Source organism: Luteimonas padinae, assembly GCF_014652935.1.
Classification (GTDB): domain Bacteria; phylum Pseudomonadota; class Gammaproteobacteria; order Xanthomonadales; family Xanthomonadaceae; genus Luteimonas; species Luteimonas padinae.
The window spans coordinates 231,798-251,906 of the sequence record NZ_BMZT01000003.1; the positions used below are offsets into that span (position 1 = coordinate 231,798).

The following is a 20,109-nucleotide window of genomic DNA, read 5'->3' on the forward strand; positions in this document are numbered from 1 at the left end:
TTGTTCTATTGGGAGTCGCCCGGATGCAGGATCTGAACGATCTCTATTACTTCGCCATGGTCGTCGACCACGGTGGTTTCGCGGCGGCGGAGCGCGCGCTCGGCATCCCCAAGTCGCGCCTCTCGCGCCGCATCAGCCAGCTGGAGACCGAGCTGGGCGTGCGCCTGCTGCAGCGCTCCACCCGCCGCTTCGCGGTGACCGACGTCGGCCAGAGCGTCTACCGGCATGCGCAGTCGATGCTCGCGGAAGCCACCGCGGCGCGCGAGGTCGTCGACCGGCTCAGCGCCGAGCCGCGCGGCATCGTGCGCGCCAGCGTGCCCGTCGGGCTCGCGCAGCAGCAGATGCCGCAGCTGCTGCCGGAGTTCCTGGCGCGCTATCCGCAGGTGCGCGTGCAGATGCACGTCTCGAACCGCCGCGTCGATGTCATCAACGAGGGTTTCGACGTCGCCATCCGCGTGCGCAACAAGCTCGACGACGACGGCAGCCTGGTGATGCGCAGCTTCGGCCAGATCCAGGAGCTGCTGGTCGCCAGCCCGACCTATCTGGATCGCGCGGGCCGGCCGAAGACGCCGGAAGAGCTCAACGACCACACCACCATGACCATGGGCGAGGATGAAGTGCGCCAGCGCTGGGAGCTGCAGGGCGCCGACGGCGAGACGCGCCGCATCGAGCTCAAGCCGCGCGTGGCCGGCGGCGACTTCCCGATGCTGATGGCGCTGGCGCGCCAGGGCCTCGGCATCACCATGCTGCCGGAGACGCTGTGCGCCGAGGCTGTCCGCAACGGCGAGCTGGAGGTGGTGCTGCCGGAGTGGCGCCTGCCGCAGGGCATCGCGCACCTGGTGTTCGCCTCGCGTCGCGGGCTGCTGCCGGCGGTGCGGGTGTTCATCGATTTCCTGGCCGAAAAGCTGCCGCCGCTGATCGAGGCCTCGCGCCTGGACTGCCAGTCGTGCGTGCGCGACGAGCCGGCCGAAGGTCCCGCGCGGGCCGCGTGACGGCGGGGTGTCCCCGCCGTGCAACGAGCGCCCACGTGCAACAGCGGCAGGGCGGGATGAATGCCGCTGCCCGTGCGACAATCGCACCCGCGCTGCCGGTGCCTGTCGGACCAAAGTCCACCAGGGCGTAAGGCAGCGCCGCGGCAAGCTCCCGGAAGAGTGGCCGAGCGGTTGAAGGCACCGGTCTTGAAAACCGGCAAAGGGCAACCTTTCGTGGGTTCGAATCCCACCTCTTCCGCCATGAATGCAGCGCGCCGGTCACTCCGGGCGCAGGATGTCGACATGGTCACAGTGCATCCAGGACCACGAACGCAGTGCGCTTGCGGCGCTGCGGCGCCACGGTTAGCCTCGCCCCCGGGGATCCAAGAACGCGTCATGAGGGGACAAGGATGACCATCAGGGTCTACGTGGTGGATGACCACGCACTGGTACGCGCAGGGATGCGCATGATCCTGTCGGCCGAGACCGACATCGAAGTGGTGGGCGAAGCGGAGAGCGGCGAGGATGCCTTGCCGGAGATCCGCGCGTTGAAGCCCGACATCGTGCTCTGCGACCTGCACCTGCCCGGCGTCAGCGGGCTCGAGGTGACCGAGCGCATCGTGCGCGGCGAGTACGGGCCGAAGGTGATCGTGGTGTCGGTGCTCGAGGATGGCCCCATGCCCAAGCGGATGATCGCCGCGGGCGCGGCGGGCTACGTGGGCAAGGGCGGGGATGCGCGCGAGCTGCTGCGTGCGGTGCGCGAAGTGGCGTCGGGACGGCGGTTCCTGGCTAGCCGTGTGGCGCAGTCGCTGGCGCTGTCGGGCCTGGATGCGACGGAGTCGCCGTTCGATTCACTCTCGCCGCGCGAGACCGAAGTCGCGATGCTGCTGGTGCAGGGCATGCGGCAGGAGGAAATCGCGCGCAGGCTGAGCCTGAGCGCGAAGACCATCAACACGCACAAGACGCGGCTGTTCGAGAAGCTGCAGGTGCACGACAGCATCGCGCTCGCGCGCCTGGCCAGCCAGTACGGCATGGCCGACCCCGCGCACGCCATCTAGCGTACGCGGGGCAGGGCTCCGGATCAGGCGCCGGTGGGCGGCGCCTGGTCCTTCTTGTCGCCTTCGTCGGTTGCGACGTCCGCAGGCGCGGCCGATGCAGCGGTTGCGTCTTCAGCCACGTCCTCGCCATCGGCACCTGTGCCGGTGGGCGTGGCCGATGCCTCGAGACCGTCGAACAGGCCGCGCGGCTGCGGGGCAGGCGTCGGGAGCACGTCGGCCGGAGCGGCCTCGCGCGGTGCGTCGACTTCCCGGTCGGACTCGACTTCGGTGCCTGTGCCGGCGACGGACGCGGGCGCCGAGGCCGCGGCATCGGCCGCCTCGACGGTGCCGGCGGCGATGGCGTCGACGGCAGGCACCGGCGCATCAGCCTTCGGCGTGTCGATCGCTGGCGCGTCTACGTCCGGCGCCTGGACCACGGCCTGGGCCGGCTCCGGCGCGATGGTCGCGGCCGGCTTTGCCTTGTCCGCAGGCGACGTGGACGCGTCCTCCACGGCGGCGTGGTCGGCTTTCGCATCGACGGCTTCCGTGGCGGCGCCGTCGGCCTTCGCATCGGCAACATCCACGGCATCGGGCGTGCGCGGTGCGGGGCGCGGCTCGGCCTGGGCGGCAGATGCGTCGTCCGCTGACGTCGCGGTCGTCGAGGTGGGCGGGACTCCAATGGATGCCTCGCCCGGGCCCGCTGCCTGGCGCTCCGGAGCGGTCGCGGCGGCCGTGGCCACTGCTGCCACGGCGGCGGTGGCCGGAGTTGCGCGTCCGGTGGCGGCTGCCGACGGCTTCACTTCGGCCTCGTCGTCCGAGAAATCGAACTCCGGCTGCGAGCTGCGCGCCACTGATACGTCGGCAGCCTCTTCGGGCGATTCGCCCGCAACCGGCGACGCGGCGTCGGCGGCAGCGCCCTCGGCGTTCCCGCGGCGACGGCGACGGCCACCGCGGCGACCGCGGCGGCGCTTCTGCGCGCCATCGCCGGACTCGTCGTCCGTGCCGCCGGCATGACCGGCATCGCTGCCCGCATCCGCGCTGGCGCTGGTGGTGCCGGTGGCGTCGGCCGGGGTCGCAGGGCCGTCGCCGGCATCCGCGTGCACGACGGTCTGCTTCACGGCGTCGGCCGCGACCTGGGCCGGCTGCTCGTGGGCACGCTCATCGCCGGACTGGCTGGCGGCCGCAGCGGCCGGAACCACAGTCGCCGCAGCCACGGCGACCGGCGCCGTCTCGACGACATCCCGCGCAGCGCCCTCGGTCGCCTTGCCCTGGGCCTGGTCGCCGCGACGCTGGCGGCCCTGGCCATTGCGCTCGTTGTCGCCGCGTTCGCGCTTGTCGCGCGCCGGCTTCTCGCGCGGGGGCTTCTGTGCCGGCTGGGCGTTCAGGCCGCCCGCGGCCTGCTGGCCTCCCTGGCCATTCTGCTGGCCGGGCGCTTTCTGCTTGCCGCCCTGGCCCTGTTCGCCAGCGCCGCGGCGGCCGTCGCGACGGCCACCTTCGCGACGGTCATTGCCGCCGTTGCGGTTGCCGCGGCCATCGCGCTCCTGGCGCGGGCCGCGCTCGTCGCCGCGTTCACCGCGGCGCTTGCCCGGGGTTCCTGTGGCGGGCTTCGACGCTTCGGCGGCGGGCTGGCCGACGAACAGCGCCTTCAGCCAGCCGACGATGCCGCCGCTGGCCGCCAGCGGGGCTGCCACTGGCGCCGGGGCCGGCGCCGGTTCCGGCGCTGCCACCGGCTCCGGGCGCGGTTCGCGCACCGGTGCCGGGCGCGCATGCTGCACCTTGGTCACCGCGGCTGCGGGCACATTGAGGTTGGCCTTGGTCAGCGCGATCGTCGCCACCTTGCGCGGCGTACCGCGGCGGTAGCTCGGCTTCGCCGACTCTTCGTCCAGCTCGTTGGCGCGCAGGCGCGTGACTTCGTAGTGCGGCGTGTGCAGCTGCTCGTCGGCCACGATCACGATCGGCGCCTTGTGGCGGGTCTCGATCTCGCGCAGTGCGCTGCGCTTCTCGTTGAGCAGGTAGTTGGCGATCTCCACCGGGGCCTGCACCAGCACCTGTCCGGTGTTGTCCTTCATCGCGTGCTCTTCGGCCAGGCGGATGATCGCCAGCGCCAGCGACTCGACGCTGCGCATGCGGCCGTGGCCCTCGCAGCGCGGGCAGACGATCTGGCTGGATTCGCCCAGGCTCGCGCGCAGGCGCTGGCGGCTCATTTCCAGCAGGCCGAAGCGCGAGATGCGGCCCAGCTGCACGCGTGCGCGGTCGTATTTGAGCGCGTTCTGCAGCCGGTTCTCGACCTCGCGCTGGTGCTTGTTCGAGGACATGTCGATGAAGTCGATCACCACCAGGCCGCCGAGGTCGCGCAGGCGCAGCTGGCGCGCCACTTCCTCGGCCGCCTCCAGGTTGGTGTGGAACGCGGTTTCCTCGATGTCGCCGCCCTTGGTGGCGCGCGCCGAGTTCACGTCGACCGCGGTCAGGGCCTCGGTCTGGTCGATCACCAGCGCGCCGCCCGAGGGCAGGCGGATGGTGCGCTCGTAGGCGTTCTCGATCTGCGACTCGATCTGGAAGCGGTTGAACAGCGGGACGTCGTCGGTGTAGTGCTTGAGCTTGCGCAGGTTGTGCGGCATCACCTGCTCGACGAACTCGCGCGCCTCGGCGTACATCTCCGGGGTGTCGACCAGGATCTCGCCGATGTCGGCGCGCATGTAGTCGCGCAGGGCGCGGATGATCAGCCGCGATTCCTGGTAGATCAGAAACGGCGCCGGCTTGGACAGCGCGGCCTCGGCCACGGCCTTCCATACCGACAGCAGGTAGTCGAGGTCCCACTGCAGCTCTTCGGCATCGCGGCCGACGCCGGCGGTGCGGATGATCACGCCCATGTCGTCGGGGATCTGCAGCGCGTCCATGGCGCGCTTGAGCTCGGCCCGGTCCTCGCCCTCGATCCGGCGCGAGACGCCGCCGGCGGTGGGCGAGTTCGGCATCAGCACCATGTAGCGGCCGGCCAGCGAGATGAACGTGGTCAGCGCCGCCCCCTTGTTGCCGCGCTCGTCCTTGTCGACCTGGACCACGACCTCCTGGCCCTCGCGCAGCAGCTCCTTGATGCCGGCCTTGTTGTGGTCGACGCCGGAGGCGAAGTAGTCGCGGGAGATTTCCTTCAGCGGCAGGAAGCCGTGGCGCTCGGCGCCGTACTCGATGAAGGCCGCTTCGAGCGAGGGCTCGATCCGGGTGATGCGGCCCTTGTAGATGTTGGACTTCTTCTGTTCCTTCGAGGGTTGCTCGATGTCGATGTCGTAGAGGTTCTGGCCATCGACGATGGCGACGCGCAGTTCTTCTGCCTGCGTCGCATTGATCAGCATGCGCTTCATTGTTGCGTCCTCGCGCGCTCTCGCACGCGGAACGCCGGGGCGTTTCGCCTGGATGTGGCCTGCCGCCGGCGCGCGAGCGCCTGGCGGCGGTGGTTGCTTCCAGCGCTGCACACCACGGCGGACCGCGGGAGCGCTTGTTCCATGTTGCAGTCTGTTTCGGGCCGGCGGCCGCGCAGGCACGTCCGGGGGGACAGGCCTGCGCGCCGCGCGGGACATGTTCAGCGCCGGCGCCTTGGCACCGGGCGATCACAGGACCTGCCGTCCAGCCGCTAACATGGCTGCCCCGGGGGCAGTGGCCGCGCTCTGGATGGACCCGCGGAAGGCCGGCTTTTGGCCGGGGAACTTCCAGCGAAATCAGGGCCTTATCTCGCCCGTCGAGTGTAGCAGAAAAAGAATTCAGGTCGGATGCCCCGGAAGGCATTCCGGCGCAGCCAGGAGCACACGATGAGCGATGCAGGCAGGACCCCGGCCACCGGTGGCGTTCGCACGGTCAGGATCGCCGAGGACCGCGACGGCCAGCGGCTGGACAACTTCCTGCTTGGCTACCTGAAGGGCGCCCCGCGCTCGCTGGTCTACAAGATCGTGCGCAGTGGGCAGGTGCGCGTGAACGGGGGCCGGGTCCGGGCCGACCGGCGCCTGGAGGGCGGTGACGAGGTCCGGATCCCGCCGGTCCGGATCGAGGATCCGGCCGCGAAGGGCAGTCCGTCCCCGGGCCTGCTCGAGGCCATGGCGGCGAGCATCGTGTTCGAGGACGCCCGCCTGCTGGCCATCAACAAGCCTTCGGGGATCGCCAGCCACGGCGGCAGCGGCATCAGCTTCGGGGTGATCGAGACCCTGCGGGCGCTGCGGCCCAACCAGGAGCTCGAGCTGGTGCACCGGCTGGACCGGGACACCTCGGGCCTGATGGTGGTCGCCAAGAAGCGCTCGGCGCTGTCGGAACTGCAGGCGCTGATGCGCGAGGATGCCGGCGCCGGGCTGCGCAAGCGCTACCTGGCCCTGCTGCTGGGGCGGATGCCCGACGGCGTGATGAGCGTGGACGCGCCGCTGCACGTCGGCCTGCGCCAGGGCGGCGAGCGCCACGTGCAGGTCGATCCGGCGGGCAAGCCCTCGCTCAGCCACTTCCGCGTCCTCGAGCGCCGCGGCGGCCAGTCGTACTGCGAGGTCCGGATCGAAACCGGCCGCACCCACCAGATCCGCGTGCACGCTCGTCACATCGGGCATGCGGTGGCCGGCGACGACAAGTACGGCGATGCCGAGGCCAATCGCCGCCTGCGCGAGCGCATCGGCCTGCGCCGGCTGTTCCTGCACGCGACCTCGCTGGAGTTCGCGCTTGACGGCGGGCGCGCGCCCTACGTGCTGACCGCGCCGCTGGCGCCGGACCTGGTCGAGGCGCTGGACCGGCTGGCCTGAGGCGGCCGGCAGGGCCAGGCAACTATCGGCGTGCGTGCCCGCGGCCCAGCGCCTCCCTGCGCGTTCGCGATCCCCCGCGCGTTCGGGCTGCCCCGCGCCCCGCGCTTCCACACGCCTCCGCGCTTCCCTGTAGGAGCAGCTACAGCTGCGACCATTTGCTGCAGGGCTGCGGTTATCCGCTGCTGGTCGCAGCTGTAGCTGCTCCTACGGGGGGCGGGGTGCAGGAGGTGGGTGCAGAGGGGCTCAGGACGCGAGTTCGTCGGTGCGCGCGGCGCAGATGAAGTCGTTCTCGCTGAGCCCACCGACGTCGTGGGTGGACCAGCGCACCTCGCAGCGGTCGTAGTGCACGCCCAGATCGGGGTGGTGGTCCTCGCGGTTGGCCATGTGCGCCAGCGCATTCACGAACGACATCGTGTGGCGGTAGTCCGGGAAGCGGAAGGTGCGCAGAAGCGCCTTGCCATCCTCGGCCAGGGTCCACTCGGGGACTTCGGGCAGCAGTTCGCGCACGCGGGCTTCGGGCAGGCGGTGCTCGGCGCCGCGACGCGGCAGGCAGTGGGCGCGGGCGAGGGGGACGAGGTCGGACATGGTGGGCTCCTGGTGGCGAGCGCCTGAACGCTGCGTGTCGCACGGCGACGTGCGGTGGGGGCTGCGCGGCAAAGCCGGGCGGGATGGATAGAATAGCCGCATGATCCAGATCTCCGATTCCGCACAGGCCCACTTCCGCAAGCTGGTGGAGCGCGAAGGCGTGCCCGGCATGGGCGTGCGCCTGGCCGCCACCCACGCCGGCACGCCGCAGGCCGACGTCCGCCTCGAGTTCGCGGCGCCCGACGAGCTCAGCGGCGACGAATGGGCCGTGGACTGCAACGGCTTCACGCTGTGGCTCGATGCCGGAAGCGTGCCCTTCCTGGAAGGCGCTGAAATCGACTATGCGACCGCCGCCACCGGCGGGCAGCTGCAGATCCGCGCCCCGCGCATCAAGGGCGTGAAGCCCGACGACGAAGCCTCGCTGGTCGAGCGTGTGCGCTGGACGATCCAGCACGTGGTCAACCCGCAGCTGGCCTCCCACGGCGGCCACGTCGCGGTGGAGGAGGTCAGCGCCGATGGCGTGGTGCTGCTGCGCTTCGGCGGCGGCTGCCACGGCTGCGGCATGGCCGACGTCACCCTGAAGCAGGGCATCGAGAAGACCCTGATGGAACAGGTGCCGGGCGTGACCGCGGTGCGCGATGCGACCGACCACGACACCGGTTCGGCGCCGTACATCCCCCGCGCGACGGCCTGATCCTCCGGCCCGCTTCGACGCCGACGGATGTTCTCTTCCGCCGAACTGATCGAAGCCCTCCGCCGCCGCATGCGGCGGTCCCTGCGCCCGCAGCCGCCCCCGGGCGAGTTCCCGCCTGGTTGGCGGGACTGGTTCGCCATGATGTCGGCGCGGCCGGGGCACGTGACCGGCGCGCGGGCGGAGGATGTGGTGGCGGTGGTCGCCGCGCGTGCGCCGCTGCCGCCGTCGGGCATCGTCGAACAGCTCGGTCGCTGGCGGGCCTTTGCCGCGCTGTGGCGCCAGGACTGGCAGCCGGCCAGCCGCGACGAGCGCTGGACGCGGGTGGCATCGATGTCGGGCAGCCTGCTGCTGCACCTGCTGTTCGTGCTGGCGCTGGTGTGGCTGATGGTGTTCCGCCTGCCGTTCGTGGCCAGCGGGGAAGCCGCGGCGCGCGACGGCGAGGAGCACGTGCTGCAGGTTGAATACATCGGTGACGGCACGCCGGTCGACGACGCCGGCGGAGGTGCCCCCGAGGCGCCCGCGGACGTGAGCGAGCCCCGGCCGGCGGACGCGGTGGCCATGCCCGCGCCCGCGCAGCCGGAACCGGAGCCTGTCGCCGACGTGGCTCCGGACGCCGCGCCGCCGCCTGCCGACGCCACGCCTCCGCCGCTGCCGGTCCGCGAGGTGACGGTCGAGGTGCCCGAGCTGCCCGCGCTCGTGCTGCCCACGCCGCAGGAACTCCAGGTCACCGAGGTCGAGATCCCCGACAGCCGCCACGTGGTGCCACCGCAACGCGAGCTGGAAATGACCGCGCCGGCGCTCCAGGCCAAGGAGATCGCGGTGCGCAGCCGAGAGGTCGAGATCGCCGATCCGGTCGACGTGGTCGCGCCGGGCGTGCGCGCGCCGCGACAGGTCGACGTGCCGGTACCCGCGGCGCCATCGCACGGGGTGGCGGTCGACGAGCGCGCCGTCGAGCTGCGGGAAGCGCCGGATGTCCGCCTTCGCCCGGCGGCTGCGGCGCCTCCGGTGGCCGCTCCGGCACTGCGGGCACGTGCGCCCGCCGCGCCCTCCCGCGACGTGCCGATGCCCGCCGGGCGTGCGGCTGCGACCGCACAGGGCACGGCGCAGGCGGCCGCGACGGATGCGCGCAGCGGCAGGGCGGACGCGCCGCCGTCATCGTCGGCTGGCGGCCGGCCAGATGCGAACGACGGCGCGCGTGCCCCGGCGGCATCTCCCGGCGCCGGATCGCAGGCGGGCCAGCCGCCCGGCGGGTCGCCGGCGCGCACCGTTGCCGATGACTGGGGCGACTCCGCGCGCAACGTGCCCGGACGCCAGGCTGGCACGCCCGGCGGATCGGGCCTGTTCGACGGCGACGGCCGGCCGCGCCTGGCCGACGGCGGACGCGTCGGCGGCGGTTTGCCGCCGGGCACCATCACCGAGGATTTCGAGAACATCGACCGCCACGGCACCTGGCTCAAGCGTCCGCCTTACGACTACGAACCGACCTCGTTCGACCGTTTCTGGATGCCCAGCGAGACGCTGCTGGAGGAGCGGGTGCGCAAGAGCGTCACCGAGGTGCGCATCCCGATCCCGGGCACCACGAAGACGATCCGCTGCGTGACGGTGATGCTCGCGCTTGGCGGTGCCTGCGACATCATGGATCCCAACCTGCAGGAACAGCCCGCGCGCGCGCGCAAGCCGCCGGACGTGCCGTTCAAGCCCGAGCTGATGGAAGACCAGGACGCCCTCGGCAGTCCGCCGGGATCCTGAGCCCTGCAGGCGCGGCGGGGGCGGCATACGGCCAGACGGCACGAAGCCCGCGCATGGCGGGCTTCGCGGGGTCGACCTGGCGCCGTCGGCGCCGTCAGTTGATGCTGTGCACGCCGTGCAGGTCGCGGAGCTCGGTCGGGCGCGAGGCGAACCACGCGGCCAGGTCGGCGATCTGCTGGTCGTCGAGGTCGGCGGCCTGGCTGGACATCAGCGCGTGCTCGCGGGCACCGGAACGGTAGGCCTGCAGCGCGTGCGCCAGGTAGTCGCGGTACTGCCCGCCGATCTTCGGGTAGGTCGGGTCGAGCGGGGTGTTGCCATCGGCGCCGTGGCAGTCGACGCAGGACTGGCCGGTCGCCGCGCCCTTGGTGTTGGCCCGGGCTTCACCCTCGGCGAGCCTGCCCTCGGGCAGCGCGTTGACCGTGGTCGCGCGGGCCAGGCCGGGCTCGGCGGGGGCGCCGCCGCAGGCGGACAGGACGAGGCCGGCGGCGAGTGCGGCGGCCAGGCGGAATGCGGAGGTCTTCATGGCGCGGCTCACTTCGTCAGGCCCGAAAGGAAGGCGGCGATGTCGGCGATGTCCTGGTCGGAGAAGCTCTGGGCCTGGACTTCCATCGTCGGATGCTTGCGGGTGCCATTGCGGTACTCGGTGAGCGCGTTGGTCAGGTACTCCGCCGACTGGCCGCCGATCCTGGGCACGTGGTAGTGCGGATAGGCGTTCTTGTAGCCCTCGATGCCGTGGCAGCCCACGCAGGTATAGGTGAGTCCGCGGCCTGTCTCGGGATTGCCGGCGGCCTGCTGCGCGGAGGCGGCGGGCGAGTGGGCGGCAAGGGCAAGGGCAAGGCAGGCGGCGATCTGCAACGGTCGCATCATGTCGGGTTCCGCTTCCTGTGTCTGTGGTTGGCTGGTGCCCACGACATCTCTCCCCGTCGCAGACCGTCGCCGGAGTATAGCGAGCGCTTCGGGACCTGTTAACGGTGGCGTGCATCGGCGCCTCGGCAGTCGGCCCCGGCGCTCCGCCAAAGGGTGGCATGACCTTCGGCGCATGGGCGGAGGTGGCCCGGTGATGTACCTTCCTACCACACCATTTTGGCTCGCCTCCACATGCACGCTATCCGCTCTGCTGCCCGACGTCGTATCGCCGGTCCCGCCACCGTGTTCCTGGCCTCGCTGATCCTGCTTGCGGGCTGCGGAAGCCGCGCCGGCGACGATGGCAGGAAGGAGGACGAAGCGCCGCCGCCGGTGACGGTGGAGGCCGTGCCCGCCACGCCGAGGGCAATGGCGGCCAGCTACAGCGGCAGTGCTTCGCTGGAGGCGCGCGCGGAAGCCCAGGTCGTGGCCAAGACCTCCGGCGTCGCGCTGCAGGTGCTGGTGGAGGAAGGCGACGTGGTGCGCGCGGGCCAGGTGCTGGTGCGGATCGACGCCGACCGCGCGCGCCTCAACCTCGCCCAGGCCGACGTGCAGGTCAAGAAGCTGGAGGCCAACTTCCGCCGCGCCAGCGAACTGGTCAAGCAGCAGATGGTGAGCGTGGGCGACCACGACCAGCTGCGCTTCGACCTCGAGAACGCCCGCGCCATGCTGCGCATGGCCCAGCTCGAACTCTCCTATACCAACGTCACCGCGCCGATCTCCGGCGTGGTCGCCTCGCGCTCGATCAAGCCGGGGAATTTCGTGCAGATCAACACGCCGATCATCCGCATCGTCGACAACTCGCGCCTGGAGGCCACGCTCAACGTGCCCGAGCGTGACCTGACCACGCTGCGCGCGGGGCTGCCGGTGCGCATGCAGGTCGATGCGCTGGCGGGGAAGACCTTCGAGGGCGTGGTCGACCGGATCGCACCGGTGGTCGATGCCGGAAGCGGCACCTTCCGCGTGGTCTGCGCCTTCGACCCGGACGACGGGGTGCTGCAACCGGGCATGTTCGCGCGCATCGGCATCGACTACGACAGCCGCGGCGCGGCGCTGGCGATCCCGCGCACGGCGCTGCTGGAGGACGACGGCGAACCGGCGGTGTACGTGGTCCGCGACGGCAAGGCCGTGCGCACGGCGATCACCACCGGCTACGTCGACGGCGGTTTCATCGAGGTGCGTGACGGTCTGGCCGAGGGCGAGCGCGTGGTCACCGCCGGCAAGGTCGCGCTGCGCGACGGCAGCGCGGTGCAGGTGATCGGCGACGCGCCGGTGGCGGTCGCCGCCGCCGATGCCGATGCCGACGCGAAGGCGGACGGCGAACGGCAATGAGCGACCACCAGGGGACGGGGATGCACCAGGACGACAGCGGCGTCGACGGCACCGTGCGCGCCGATGGCCTGGTCGGGTTTTCGGTGCGGCGACGGGTGACGGTGGCGATGGTGACGGTCAGCATGCTGCTGTTCGGCCTGATCGCGCTGGGCAACCTCAAGGTCAACCTGCTGCCGGACATCAGCTATCCGACGCTGACCGTGCGCACCGAGTACACCGGCGCTGCGCCGCAGGAGATCGAGACCCTGGTCAGCGAGCCCGTGGAAGAGGCGCTGGGCGTGGTCAAGGGCGTGCGCAAGCTGCGCTCGGTGTCGCGGACCGGGCAGAGCGACGTCGTGCTCGAGTTCGCCTGGGGCACCGACATGGACCAGGCCAGCCTGGAGGTGCGCGACAAGCTCGACACCCTGGCGCTGCCGCTGGAAGTCGAGCCGCCGGTGCTGCTGCGCTTCAATCCATCCACCGAACCGATCCTGCGCCTCGCCCTGAGCGCGGACGAAGGCGAGGGCGATGCCGCGCGCCAGCTCACCCTGTTGCGCCGCTATGCCGACGACGACCTGAAGAAGAAGCTGGAGCCGGTGAGCGGCGTCGCCGCGATCAAGGTCGGCGGCGGCCTCGAGGACGAGATCCAGGTCGAGCTCGACCTGCAGGCGCTCGCGCGCATCGGCCTGGCGCCGGATGCCGTGGTGCAGCGCCTGCGCGAGGAGAACATCAACCTGTCCGGCGGGCGCCTGGAGCAGGGCACCCAGCGCTACCTGGTGCGCACGATCAACCAGTTCGAAACCGTTGACGAGATCCGCGGGATGCTGGTCGCGACCCAGACCGGCGGCAGCGGCGGTGGCGGCGCCGACGAGGTCGCGCGCATCGCCGCGGCCTCGGGCGACGCCTCGGTCATGGCCGCGGCGATGTCGGCGCAGAGCGCCGCGGCCTCGTCCAACCGGGCCGTGGCCGATGGCCGCGCGGTGCGCCTTGGCGACGTCGCCGAAGTGCGCCAGGGCTGGAAGGAGCGCGAGGCGATCATCCGCCTCGACGGCCGCGAGGCCGTGGAGCTGGCGATCTACAAGGAAGGCGACGCCAATACCGTGGCCACCGCGGCCGCGGTCGAGGAGCGGCTGCAGCGGATCCGCAAGGAGCTGCCGCCGGGCGTGGCGCTGGACGTGGTCGACGACCAGGCGCGCTTCATCCGCGCCGCGATTTCCGACGTGCGCACCGACGCGGTCTTCGGCGGCACGCTGGCGATCCTGGTGATCTTCCTGTTCCTGCGCAGCGGCTGGAGCACCTTCGTGGTCGGTATCTCGCTGCCGGTCTCGATCATCACCACGTTCTTCTTCATGGACCAGCTGGGGCTGAGCCTCAACGTCATGTCGCTGGGCGGCCTGGCGCTGGCGACGGGCCTGGTAGTCGACGACTCGATCGTGGTGCTGGAAAGCATCGCCAAGGCGCGCGAGCGCGGGCTGGGCATCATCGATGCCGCCATCGCCGGCACCCGCGAGGTGGGCATGGCCGTGGTGGCGTCCACGCTGACGATCATCGCGGTGTTCCTGCCGCTGGTCTTCGTCGAAGGCATCGCCGGGCAGCTGTTCCGCGACCAGGCGCTGACGATCGCGCTGGCCGTGGGCATTTCGCTGGTGGTGGCGATGACCCTGATCCCGATGCTGAGCGCGCTGAAGTCGCCGGCGCCGATGGCGTTCCCGGAAGAGGCGCCGCATCCGCAGTGGCGGCCGGCGTCGCGCTGGCAGCGCCCGTTCGCGGCGGTCTCGCGCTGGATCGGCGCGGCCGTGCGCGGCGTGGCCTTCGGCATCTCCTGGCTGGTGGTGCGCGCCGGACGCCTGCTGTCGGCGGCGGTCGGCAGGCCGATGGGCATGGCCAGCCGCATCGCGATGGCGCCCTACGACCGCGCCGAACGCGGCTACCTGCGCCTGCTTCCCGGCGCGCTGGCGCGCCCGCGCCTGGTGCTGGGCGTGGCCGCGGCGGCCTTCGTGCTCAGCATGGCGATCGTGCCGACGCTGGGCACCGACCTGATCCCGCAGCTCGCGCAGGACCGCTTCGAGATGACGATGCGGCTGCCGCCCGGCACGCCGCTGCGCGAGACCGACGCGATGATGCGGCGGGTGCAGCAGGCGCATGCCGATGACGAGGGCGTGTCGGTGCTGTTCGGTGTGAGCGGCACCGGCACCCGCCTGGATGCGAACCCGACCGACAGCGGCGAGAACATCGGCAAGCTCTCGGTGGTGATGGAAGGCGGCGGCAGCGAAGAGGTGGAAGCGCGCCTCACCGAAGGCCTGCGGGCGACGATGCAGGGCCAGGCCGGCGCCCAGGTCGACTTCAGCCGGCCGGCGCTCTTCAGCTTCTCCAGCCCGCTGGAGATCGAGCTGCGCGGGCACGACCTGGACGCGCTGGCCGCGGCCGGCGGACGCCTGGCCGAACTGCTGCGGAAAAGCCCGCACTACGCCGACGTCAAGTCGACCGTGGAGCAGGGCGCGCCCGAGATCCGCATCGTCTTCGACCAGGAGCGGGCCGGCGCGATGGGCCTGACTACGCGCCAGGTAGCGGACGCGGTGGTGAACTCGGTGCGCGGCGAGGTGGCGACGCGCTACGACTTCCGTGACCGCAAGATCGACGTGCTGGTGCGTGCGCGCGAATCCGAGCGCGACTCGGTGCAGGCGATCCGCGACCTGATCGTGAACCCGGGCGCGGCGCGGCCGGTGCGGCTGGCGACCGTGGCCGAGGTGGTCGCGACCACCGGGCCGAGCGAGATCCATCGTGCCGACCTCGGCCGCGTGGCGGTGGTCTCGGCCAACCTGCGCGGCATCGACCTGGGCGCCGCGGTGCAGGACGTCGAGACCCTCGTGGCCGCCAATCCGCTGGGCGCCGGCATCGGCATGCACATCGGCGGACAGGGCGAGGAACTGGCCGAATCGATGTCCTCGCTGCTGTTCGCGTTCGGCTTGGCGATCTTCATGGTGTATCTCGTGATGGCCTCGCAGTTCGAGTCGCTGCTGCACCCGTTCGTGATCCTGTTCACCATCCCGCTGGCGATGGTGGGCGCGGTGCTGGGCCTGCTGCTGACCGGCAACACGATCTCGGTAGTGGTGTTCATCGGCCTGATCCTGATGGTCGGCCTGGTGGTGAAGAACGCGATCATCCTGATCGACAAGATCAACCAGCTGCGCGAGGCCGGGATGGCCAAGCGCGACGCGCTGGTGGAGGGCGCGCGCTCGCGCCTGCGCCCGATCGTGATGACCACGCTGTCGACCCTGTTCGGCTTCATGCCGCTGGCGCTCGCCCTGGGCGAGGGCGCCGAGGTGCGCTCGCCGATGGCGATCACAGTGATCGGCGGCCTGCTGGTGTCGACGCTGCTGACGCTGCTGGTGATCCCGGTGGTGTACGACCTGCTCGATCGTCGCGGCGACGCCTGGTACCTGGAGCGTGGCCGCCGCGCGCGCGCCGCGGCGGGCGACGACAGCGACGGCGATCGTGGCCGGGAGGGGCTGCCGGCATGACCGTCGCGGAATTCAGCCTGCGGCGGCCGGTCACCACGGTGATGCTGTTCGTGTCACTGGTGGTGGTCGGCCTGATCGCGGCCTTCCGGCTGCCGCTGGAGGCGCTGCCCGACGTGTCGGCGCCGTTCCTGTTCGTGCAGCTGCCCTACGAGGGCTCGTCGCCGGAAGAGGTGGAGCGCAACCTGCTGCGCCCGGCCGAGGAAGCGCTGGCGACGATGACCGGCATCAAGCGCATGCGCGGCCAGGCCGACGCCAACGGCGCCGGCATCTTCATGGAGTTCCGCGACTGGGACCGCGACATCGCGATCACCGCGTCCGAGGCCCGCGAGCGGCTGGACGCGATCCGCGACGACCTGCCCGACGACTTCCGCCGCTACTTCGTCTTCAAGTGGTCGAGCGGCGACCAGGCGATCCTGCGCGTGCGCCTGGCGGGCGACGTCGACCTGTCGGCGTCGTACGACCTGCTCGATAGGCTGCTCAAGCGCCGGATCGAACGGGTGCCCGGCGTGGCCCGTGTCGAGATCAACGGTGCGCCGGCCAACGAGGTCGAGATCGCGATCGACCCGGACCGGCTCAACGCGCACGGCGTGGCGCTCAACACGCTCGCCGAGCGCCTGCGGACGGTCAATTTCTCGGTCTCCGCGGGCATGCTCGAGGATGGTGGCGTGCGCCTGCGCGTGCAGCCTCAGGGCGAGATCGCTTCCCTCGACCAGCTGCGCGAGCTGGTCATCGACACCGGCGGGCTGCGCCTGGGCGACATCGCCGAGGTGCGGCTGAAGCCCGCGCGCATCGACTTCGCGCGCCGCCTGGACGGCCGCCAGGCCGTGGGCCTGGAGGTGTTCAAGGAGCGCGACGCCAACCTGGTCGAGGTTTCGCGCGCGGCCATGGCCGAGCTGGATGCCGCCGGGCGCGATCCCGGCCTGGAAGGCATCGAGTTCAAGGTGATGCACGACATGGGCAAGGAGGTCACCGGCTCGCTGATCGAACTTGCGGAGGCCGGCGCAGTCGGCCTGCTGCTGTCGATCGCGGTGCTGTTCTTCTTCCTGCGCCACTGGCCGTCGACGCTGATGGTGACGCTGGCGATCCCGATCTGCTTCATCATGACGCTCGGCTTCATGCACTTCTTCGGCGTCACGCTCAACGTGCTGAGCCTGATGGGCCTGCTGCTGGCCGTCGGCATGCTGGTCGACAACGCCGTGGTGGTGGTGGAGAGCATCTACCAGGAGCGCGAGCGCGACCCCGGCAATCCGGTGCGCGCGTCGCTGGCGGGCACGAAGCACGTCGCGATCGCTCTGTCGGCGGGCACGCTGTGCCACTGCATCGTGTTCCTGCCCAACCTGTTGGGCGAGGTCAACGACATCAGCATCTTCATGGCGCAGATCGCGATCACCATCTCGGTGTCGCTGCTGGCCTCGTGGCTGGTCGCGGTGAGCCTGATCCCGATGCTGTCGGCGCGCATGCGCACGCCGCCAGCGCTGGTGGAGAAGGGCGGGGTGATCCGGCGCCTGCAGGACCGCTACGCGCGCCTGCTGCGCTGGACCCTGGCGCACCGCGGCTGGAGCGTGGCCGGCATCGTGCTGGTGGTCGCGCTGAGCCTGGTGCCGATCAAGGGCACAACCTTCGACATGTTCGGCGGCGGCGAGCAGGGCGAGATCCAGCTCTACTACAAATGGAACGGCGGCTACACGCTGCCGCAGATGTCCGAGGAGGTCACGCGGGTCGAGGGCTTCCTCGATGCCAACCGCGAGCGTTTCCGCATCACCCAGGTGTACTCGTACTTCAGCGAGGGCAACGATGCCGGAACGATCATCACCTTCGAAGAGGGCATCGCCGACCTGCGCCCGCTGTCGGAGGCGATCAGCAAGGGGTTGCCGAAGTCGGCGCGCGCCGAGATCGGCGTGTCCGGGCCGGGCGGACAGGGCGGCGGAGGCGGTGGCGGCATGGGCCAGAACGTGAGCGTGCAGCTGGTCGGCGACAGCGCCCCGGTGCTGCGCGAGCTGGCCACGGAACTGGTGCCGATGCTGGAGGCGCGCCCGGAGCTGCGCGACGTGCGCATCGACGGGGGCGCCAGCACCGACGAACTGGCGGTGCGGGTGGACCGCGAGCGCGCGGCGGCGTTCGGCTTCAGCGCCCAGCAGGTGTCGTCGTTCGTGTCGATGGCGCTGCGCGGCACCCAGCTGCGCGAGTACCGGCGCGACGACACCGAGGTGCCGGTCTGGGTGCGCTTCAGCGGCGCGCAGGAATACGGCCCGGGCGACATCGCCGGCTTCATGGTGCGTTCGCCGGACGGGCGCCAGGTGCCGCTGTCGGCGATGGTCGACCTGCAGGTGACGCCGTCGGCCACCCGGATCACGCGCCACGATCGCCAGACCGCGCTGGGCATCCAGGCCAACCTCGAGGGCGAGGCGACCATGGACGAAGCCCGCAAGGCGATGGAGGGCGTGCTCGGTGCGGTGACGCTGCCGCCCGGCTACGGCCATTCGTTCTCGGGCAGCGGCTTCGAGGAAAGCCAGCAGGCGATGAACCAGATGCTGTTCAACTTCGTGCTGGCGCTGGTGATGATCTACGTGGTGATGGCCGCGGTGTTCGAGTCGCTGCTGTTCCCGTCAGCGATCATGAGCTGCGTGCTGTTCTCGATCCTGGGCGTGTTCTGGCTGTTCTGGATCACCGGCACCTCGTTCACGATCATGGCCTTCATCGGCATCCTGGTGCTGATGGGCGTGGTGGTGAACAACGGCATCGTGATGGTGGAGCACATCAACAACCTGCGCCGCCGCGGCCTGTCGCGCACCGACGCGCTGGTCGAGGGCAGCCGCGAGCGCCTGCGCCCGATCCTGATGACCATGGGTACGGCGATCCTGGCGATGGTGCCGATCTCGCTCAGCGAGACCGTGGTGCTGGGCGGCCTGGCCTATTCGCCGATGGCGCGCGCGGTGGCCGGCGGCCTGGCGTTCTCGACCGGCGTGAGCCTGCTGTTCCTGCCCACGATCTACGCGATTCTCGACGACCTCGCCAACGGCACCGCGCGCGTGCTCAGGCGAGCGCGCGGGCGTGGCGGAGAGGGGGCTGCCGCGATGGCCTGATTGCCGTGTTGATCGTGGCAGTCAGGGGCGTGGGTCGCAGCTGTAGCTGCTCCTACAGTCATTGCGTGCGTGCGTGCGTGCGGATGGGCGTGCGTGGCGTGGGGTCTGGGGCGTGGCGTGCGGGTATGCCGTGCGGTAGGAGCAGCTACAGCTGCGACCCGGCCCGCCCTCAACCGAAGAGCGTGCCCAGAATCCTCAGCCCGCCGGTCCACACGCCGATCGCGGTGCCGAGGCTGGTGAGGAAGAAGTTCAGCAGCACGCGCGCGACGCGGTTGCGCCACCAGCCGCGCGCGCTGTTGACGTCCTCGCGCAGGGCCATGAAGTCGGCATAGGTCGGCTTGCGCAGCATGGCCTCGACGACGGCGCTGACCGTGCCCGAGGCGAGCGCGGGGTGCAGCGGGGTCAGCGGTGATGCGATGAAGGCCGACAGGATACTCAGCGGATGCCCGCCGGCGATCGCGCAGCCCAGCGCGCCGAGGACGCCGGTGACCAGCACCCACTGCAGCAGCAGGTCCGCACCGACGTCGATGCCACCCTGCCAGAAGCCCCAGGCGAAGCCGCCGATGACGATGGTGCCGATGACGAGCTCCATCCACGGCACCCGGGATTTCTGCTTCACCTGTTCCAGCGATGCGCGCAACTCGGCCGGAGGCGCGGTGTCGTCGCGCAGGTGTTCGGCCAGGCCCTTGAGATGGCCCGCTCCGACCACCGCCAGCACCTCGCGCGCGCCCGTGGGCGCTTCGCGCAGGCGAGCGGCCATGTAGCGGTCGCGCTCGGCGATGATGGTCTCGTAGAGCTCGGGCGTCTCGCCCGCGAACTCGCTGAAGCTCGACTCCAGCACATCGCCCTGCTTGAGCCGCTCGATCTCGTCCTCGCCGACCTCGTCGCTCGACAGCAGGCCCATCAGCAGGCTCGCGCTGACCTTCGCGCGCCCCCACCAGCCCAGGCGCTGCATCGCGCGCTTGAAGGTCAGGCCCACGTTGCGGTCGATGAGCTGCAGGGGCAGGCCACGCGCGCCGGCATCGGCGGCGGCGGCCTTGAGCTCGGCGCCGGGTTCGACGCCCATCTGCTCGGCCAGCCGGCGCTGGTAGGCCGCCAGCGCCAGGTTGGCGGCGAACAGCGGCGTCTTGCCCTCGCGCAGCACCTTGACCAGGTCCATGCGCCCGAGCGCGTCGGGATCGGTCATCGCCTGCAGGCGCTGCTCGTCGAGTTCGACCGCGACGGCGTCGTAGGCGCCGGTGGCGATCGCGGCGCGCACCGCGTCGACGCTGGCGCGCGAGACATGGGCGGTGCCCAGCAGCGTGTAGCGCACGCCGTCGCGTTCGACGATGGCGTGGGGCTGGGCGGCCAGGTCGAACGCCGCGCCGGCGGCGTCGGCGGATGCGTCACGGTGCGGGCCCGACGGATCCGTGGCGGGGGCGGCGGTCACGGGGTCCGCGTCGGGCCCTGCGGGAGTCTCGGTCATGGCAATCCGGAGTCGTGCGCCCGC

The 20,109-nt window shown here is 71.2% G+C and carries 13 protein-coding genes and 1 tRNA gene; 9 read left to right on the forward strand and 5 right to left on the reverse strand.

Annotation, left to right across the window (positions count from 1 at the left end; all coding sequences use genetic code 11):
- The first annotated feature begins 23 nt into the window (after positions 1–23).
- The 3 genes from IE168_RS04580 to IE168_RS04590 all read left to right on the forward strand — a co-directional run bounded on the left by IE168_RS04580 (position 24) and on the right by IE168_RS04590 (position 2,029).
- The gene (locus IE168_RS04580) at positions 24–992 is read left to right on the forward strand and encodes a LysR family transcriptional regulator (RefSeq protein WP_189495671.1); all 969 of its coding nucleotides are present in this window, start codon (positions 24–26) and stop codon (positions 990–992) included.
- 153 nt (positions 993–1,145) lie between these two features.
- Positions 1,146–1,233 (forward strand) — tRNA-Ser (locus IE168_RS04585).
- 148 nt (positions 1,234–1,381) lie between these two features.
- A complete protein-coding gene (locus IE168_RS04590; protein WP_189495673.1) occupies positions 1,382–2,029 on the forward strand; it encodes a response regulator in 648 nt (215 codons plus the stop codon).
- 23 nt (positions 2,030–2,052) lie between these two features.
- Here the strand turns inward: IE168_RS04590 and rne are convergent, their stop codons facing one another.
- Positions 2,053–5,364, reverse strand: coding sequence for a ribonuclease E (rne, locus tag IE168_RS04595; RefSeq protein ID WP_189495675.1), 3,312 nt, complete (start codon positions 5,362–5,364; stop codon positions 2,053–2,055).
- Positions 5,365–5,808: 444 nt separating this feature from the next.
- On the opposite strand from rne, the gene IE168_RS04600 reads away from it, so the two are divergent.
- Positions 5,809–6,774 carry an RluA family pseudouridine synthase gene (locus IE168_RS04600; protein WP_189495677.1) on the forward strand — a complete coding sequence of 322 codons (966 nt, stop codon included), beginning with the start codon at positions 5,809–5,811 and terminating at the stop codon, positions 6,772–6,774.
- Positions 6,775–7,017: 243 nt separating this feature from the next.
- Here IE168_RS04600 and IE168_RS04605 read toward each other — a convergent pair whose 3' ends face one another.
- Positions 7,018–7,359 carry a 4a-hydroxytetrahydrobiopterin dehydratase gene (locus IE168_RS04605; RefSeq protein ID WP_189495679.1) on the reverse strand — a complete coding sequence of 114 codons (342 nt, stop codon included), beginning with the start codon at positions 7,357–7,359 and terminating at the stop codon, positions 7,018–7,020.
- Positions 7,360–7,459: 100 nt separating this feature from the next.
- On the opposite strand from IE168_RS04605, the gene IE168_RS04610 reads away from it, so the two are divergent.
- Positions 7,460–8,053 carry an NfuA family Fe-S biogenesis protein gene (locus IE168_RS04610; RefSeq protein WP_189495682.1) on the forward strand — a complete coding sequence of 198 codons (594 nt, stop codon included), beginning with the start codon at positions 7,460–7,462 and terminating at the stop codon, positions 8,051–8,053.
- 27 nt (positions 8,054–8,080) lie between these two features.
- Positions 8,081–9,802, forward strand: a complete 1,722-nt coding sequence (locus IE168_RS04615) for a hypothetical protein (RefSeq protein ID WP_189495684.1) — start codon at positions 8,081–8,083, stop codon at positions 9,800–9,802.
- Between the two features lie 94 nt (positions 9,803–9,896).
- Here the strand turns inward: IE168_RS04615 and IE168_RS04620 are convergent, their stop codons facing one another.
- Complete coding sequence (locus IE168_RS04620) at positions 9,897–10,325, reverse strand: c-type cytochrome (RefSeq protein ID WP_189495686.1); 429 nt, start codon at positions 10,323–10,325, stop codon at positions 9,897–9,899.
- Between the two features lie 8 nt (positions 10,326–10,333).
- Positions 10,334–10,666 (reverse strand): c-type cytochrome, encoded by a 333-nt coding sequence (locus tag IE168_RS04625; protein WP_189495889.1) that lies wholly within the window; start codon positions 10,664–10,666, stop codon positions 10,334–10,336.
- Between the two features lie 234 nt (positions 10,667–10,900).
- Between IE168_RS04625 and IE168_RS04630 the strand changes: the two genes are divergently transcribed.
- The 3 genes from IE168_RS04630 to IE168_RS04640 are packed head-to-tail and all read left to right on the forward strand — an operon-like array spanning position 10,901 to position 18,620.
- Positions 10,901–12,037, forward strand: a complete 1,137-nt coding sequence (locus IE168_RS04630) for an efflux RND transporter periplasmic adaptor subunit (protein ID WP_189495688.1) — start codon at positions 10,901–10,903, stop codon at positions 12,035–12,037.
- 20 nt (positions 12,038–12,057) lie between these two features.
- A complete protein-coding gene (locus tag IE168_RS04635) occupies positions 12,058–15,537 on the forward strand; it encodes an efflux RND transporter permease subunit (RefSeq protein ID WP_229823133.1) in 3,480 nt (1,159 codons plus the stop codon).
- A complete protein-coding gene (locus IE168_RS04640; RefSeq protein WP_189495692.1) occupies positions 15,534–18,620 on the forward strand; it encodes an efflux RND transporter permease subunit in 3,087 nt (1,028 codons plus the stop codon). Before IE168_RS04635 ends, IE168_RS04640 begins: the two co-directional genes overlap by 4 nt.
- A gap of 169 nt (positions 18,621–18,789) precedes the next feature.
- On the opposite strand, the gene IE168_RS04645 is transcribed toward IE168_RS04640, so the two are convergent.
- Positions 18,790–20,085, reverse strand: coding sequence for a TraB/GumN family protein (locus tag IE168_RS04645; protein WP_189495694.1), 1,296 nt, complete (start codon positions 20,083–20,085; stop codon positions 18,790–18,792).
- Positions 20,086–20,109: the final 24 nt, after the last annotated feature.

Coding starts and splice junctions, on each gene's coding strand:
- IE168_RS04590 (WP_189495673.1), top strand. CDS start 1,382: ATGACCATCAGGGTCTACGTGGTGGATGACCACGCACTGGTACGCGCA.
- IE168_RS04640 (WP_189495692.1), top strand. CDS start 15,534: ATGACCGTCGCGGAATTCAGCCTGCGGCGGCCGGTCACCACGGTGATG.
- IE168_RS04645 (WP_189495694.1), bottom strand. CDS start 20,085: ATGACCGAGACTCCCGCAGGGCCCGACGCGGACCCCGTGACCGCCGCC.
- IE168_RS04600 (WP_189495677.1), top strand. CDS start 5,809: ATGAGCGATGCAGGCAGGACCCCGGCCACCGGTGGCGTTCGCACGGTC.
- IE168_RS04605 (WP_189495679.1), bottom strand. CDS start 7,359: ATGTCCGACCTCGTCCCCCTCGCCCGCGCCCACTGCCTGCCGCGTCGC.
- IE168_RS04620 (WP_189495686.1), bottom strand. CDS start 10,325: ATGAAGACCTCCGCATTCCGCCTGGCCGCCGCACTCGCCGCCGGCCTC.
- IE168_RS04580 (WP_189495671.1), top strand. CDS start 24: ATGCAGGATCTGAACGATCTCTATTACTTCGCCATGGTCGTCGACCAC.
- rne (WP_189495675.1), bottom strand. CDS start 5,364: ATGAAGCGCATGCTGATCAATGCGACGCAGGCAGAAGAACTGCGCGTC.
- IE168_RS04630 (WP_189495688.1), top strand. CDS start 10,901: ATGCACGCTATCCGCTCTGCTGCCCGACGTCGTATCGCCGGTCCCGCC.
- IE168_RS04635 (WP_229823133.1), top strand. CDS start 12,058: ATGCACCAGGACGACAGCGGCGTCGACGGCACCGTGCGCGCCGATGGC.
- IE168_RS04615 (WP_189495684.1), top strand. CDS start 8,081: ATGTTCTCTTCCGCCGAACTGATCGAAGCCCTCCGCCGCCGCATGCGG.
- IE168_RS04625 (WP_189495889.1), bottom strand. CDS start 10,666: ATGCGACCGTTGCAGATCGCCGCCTGCCTTGCCCTTGCCCTTGCCGCC.
- IE168_RS04610 (WP_189495682.1), top strand. CDS start 7,460: ATGATCCAGATCTCCGATTCCGCACAGGCCCACTTCCGCAAGCTGGTG.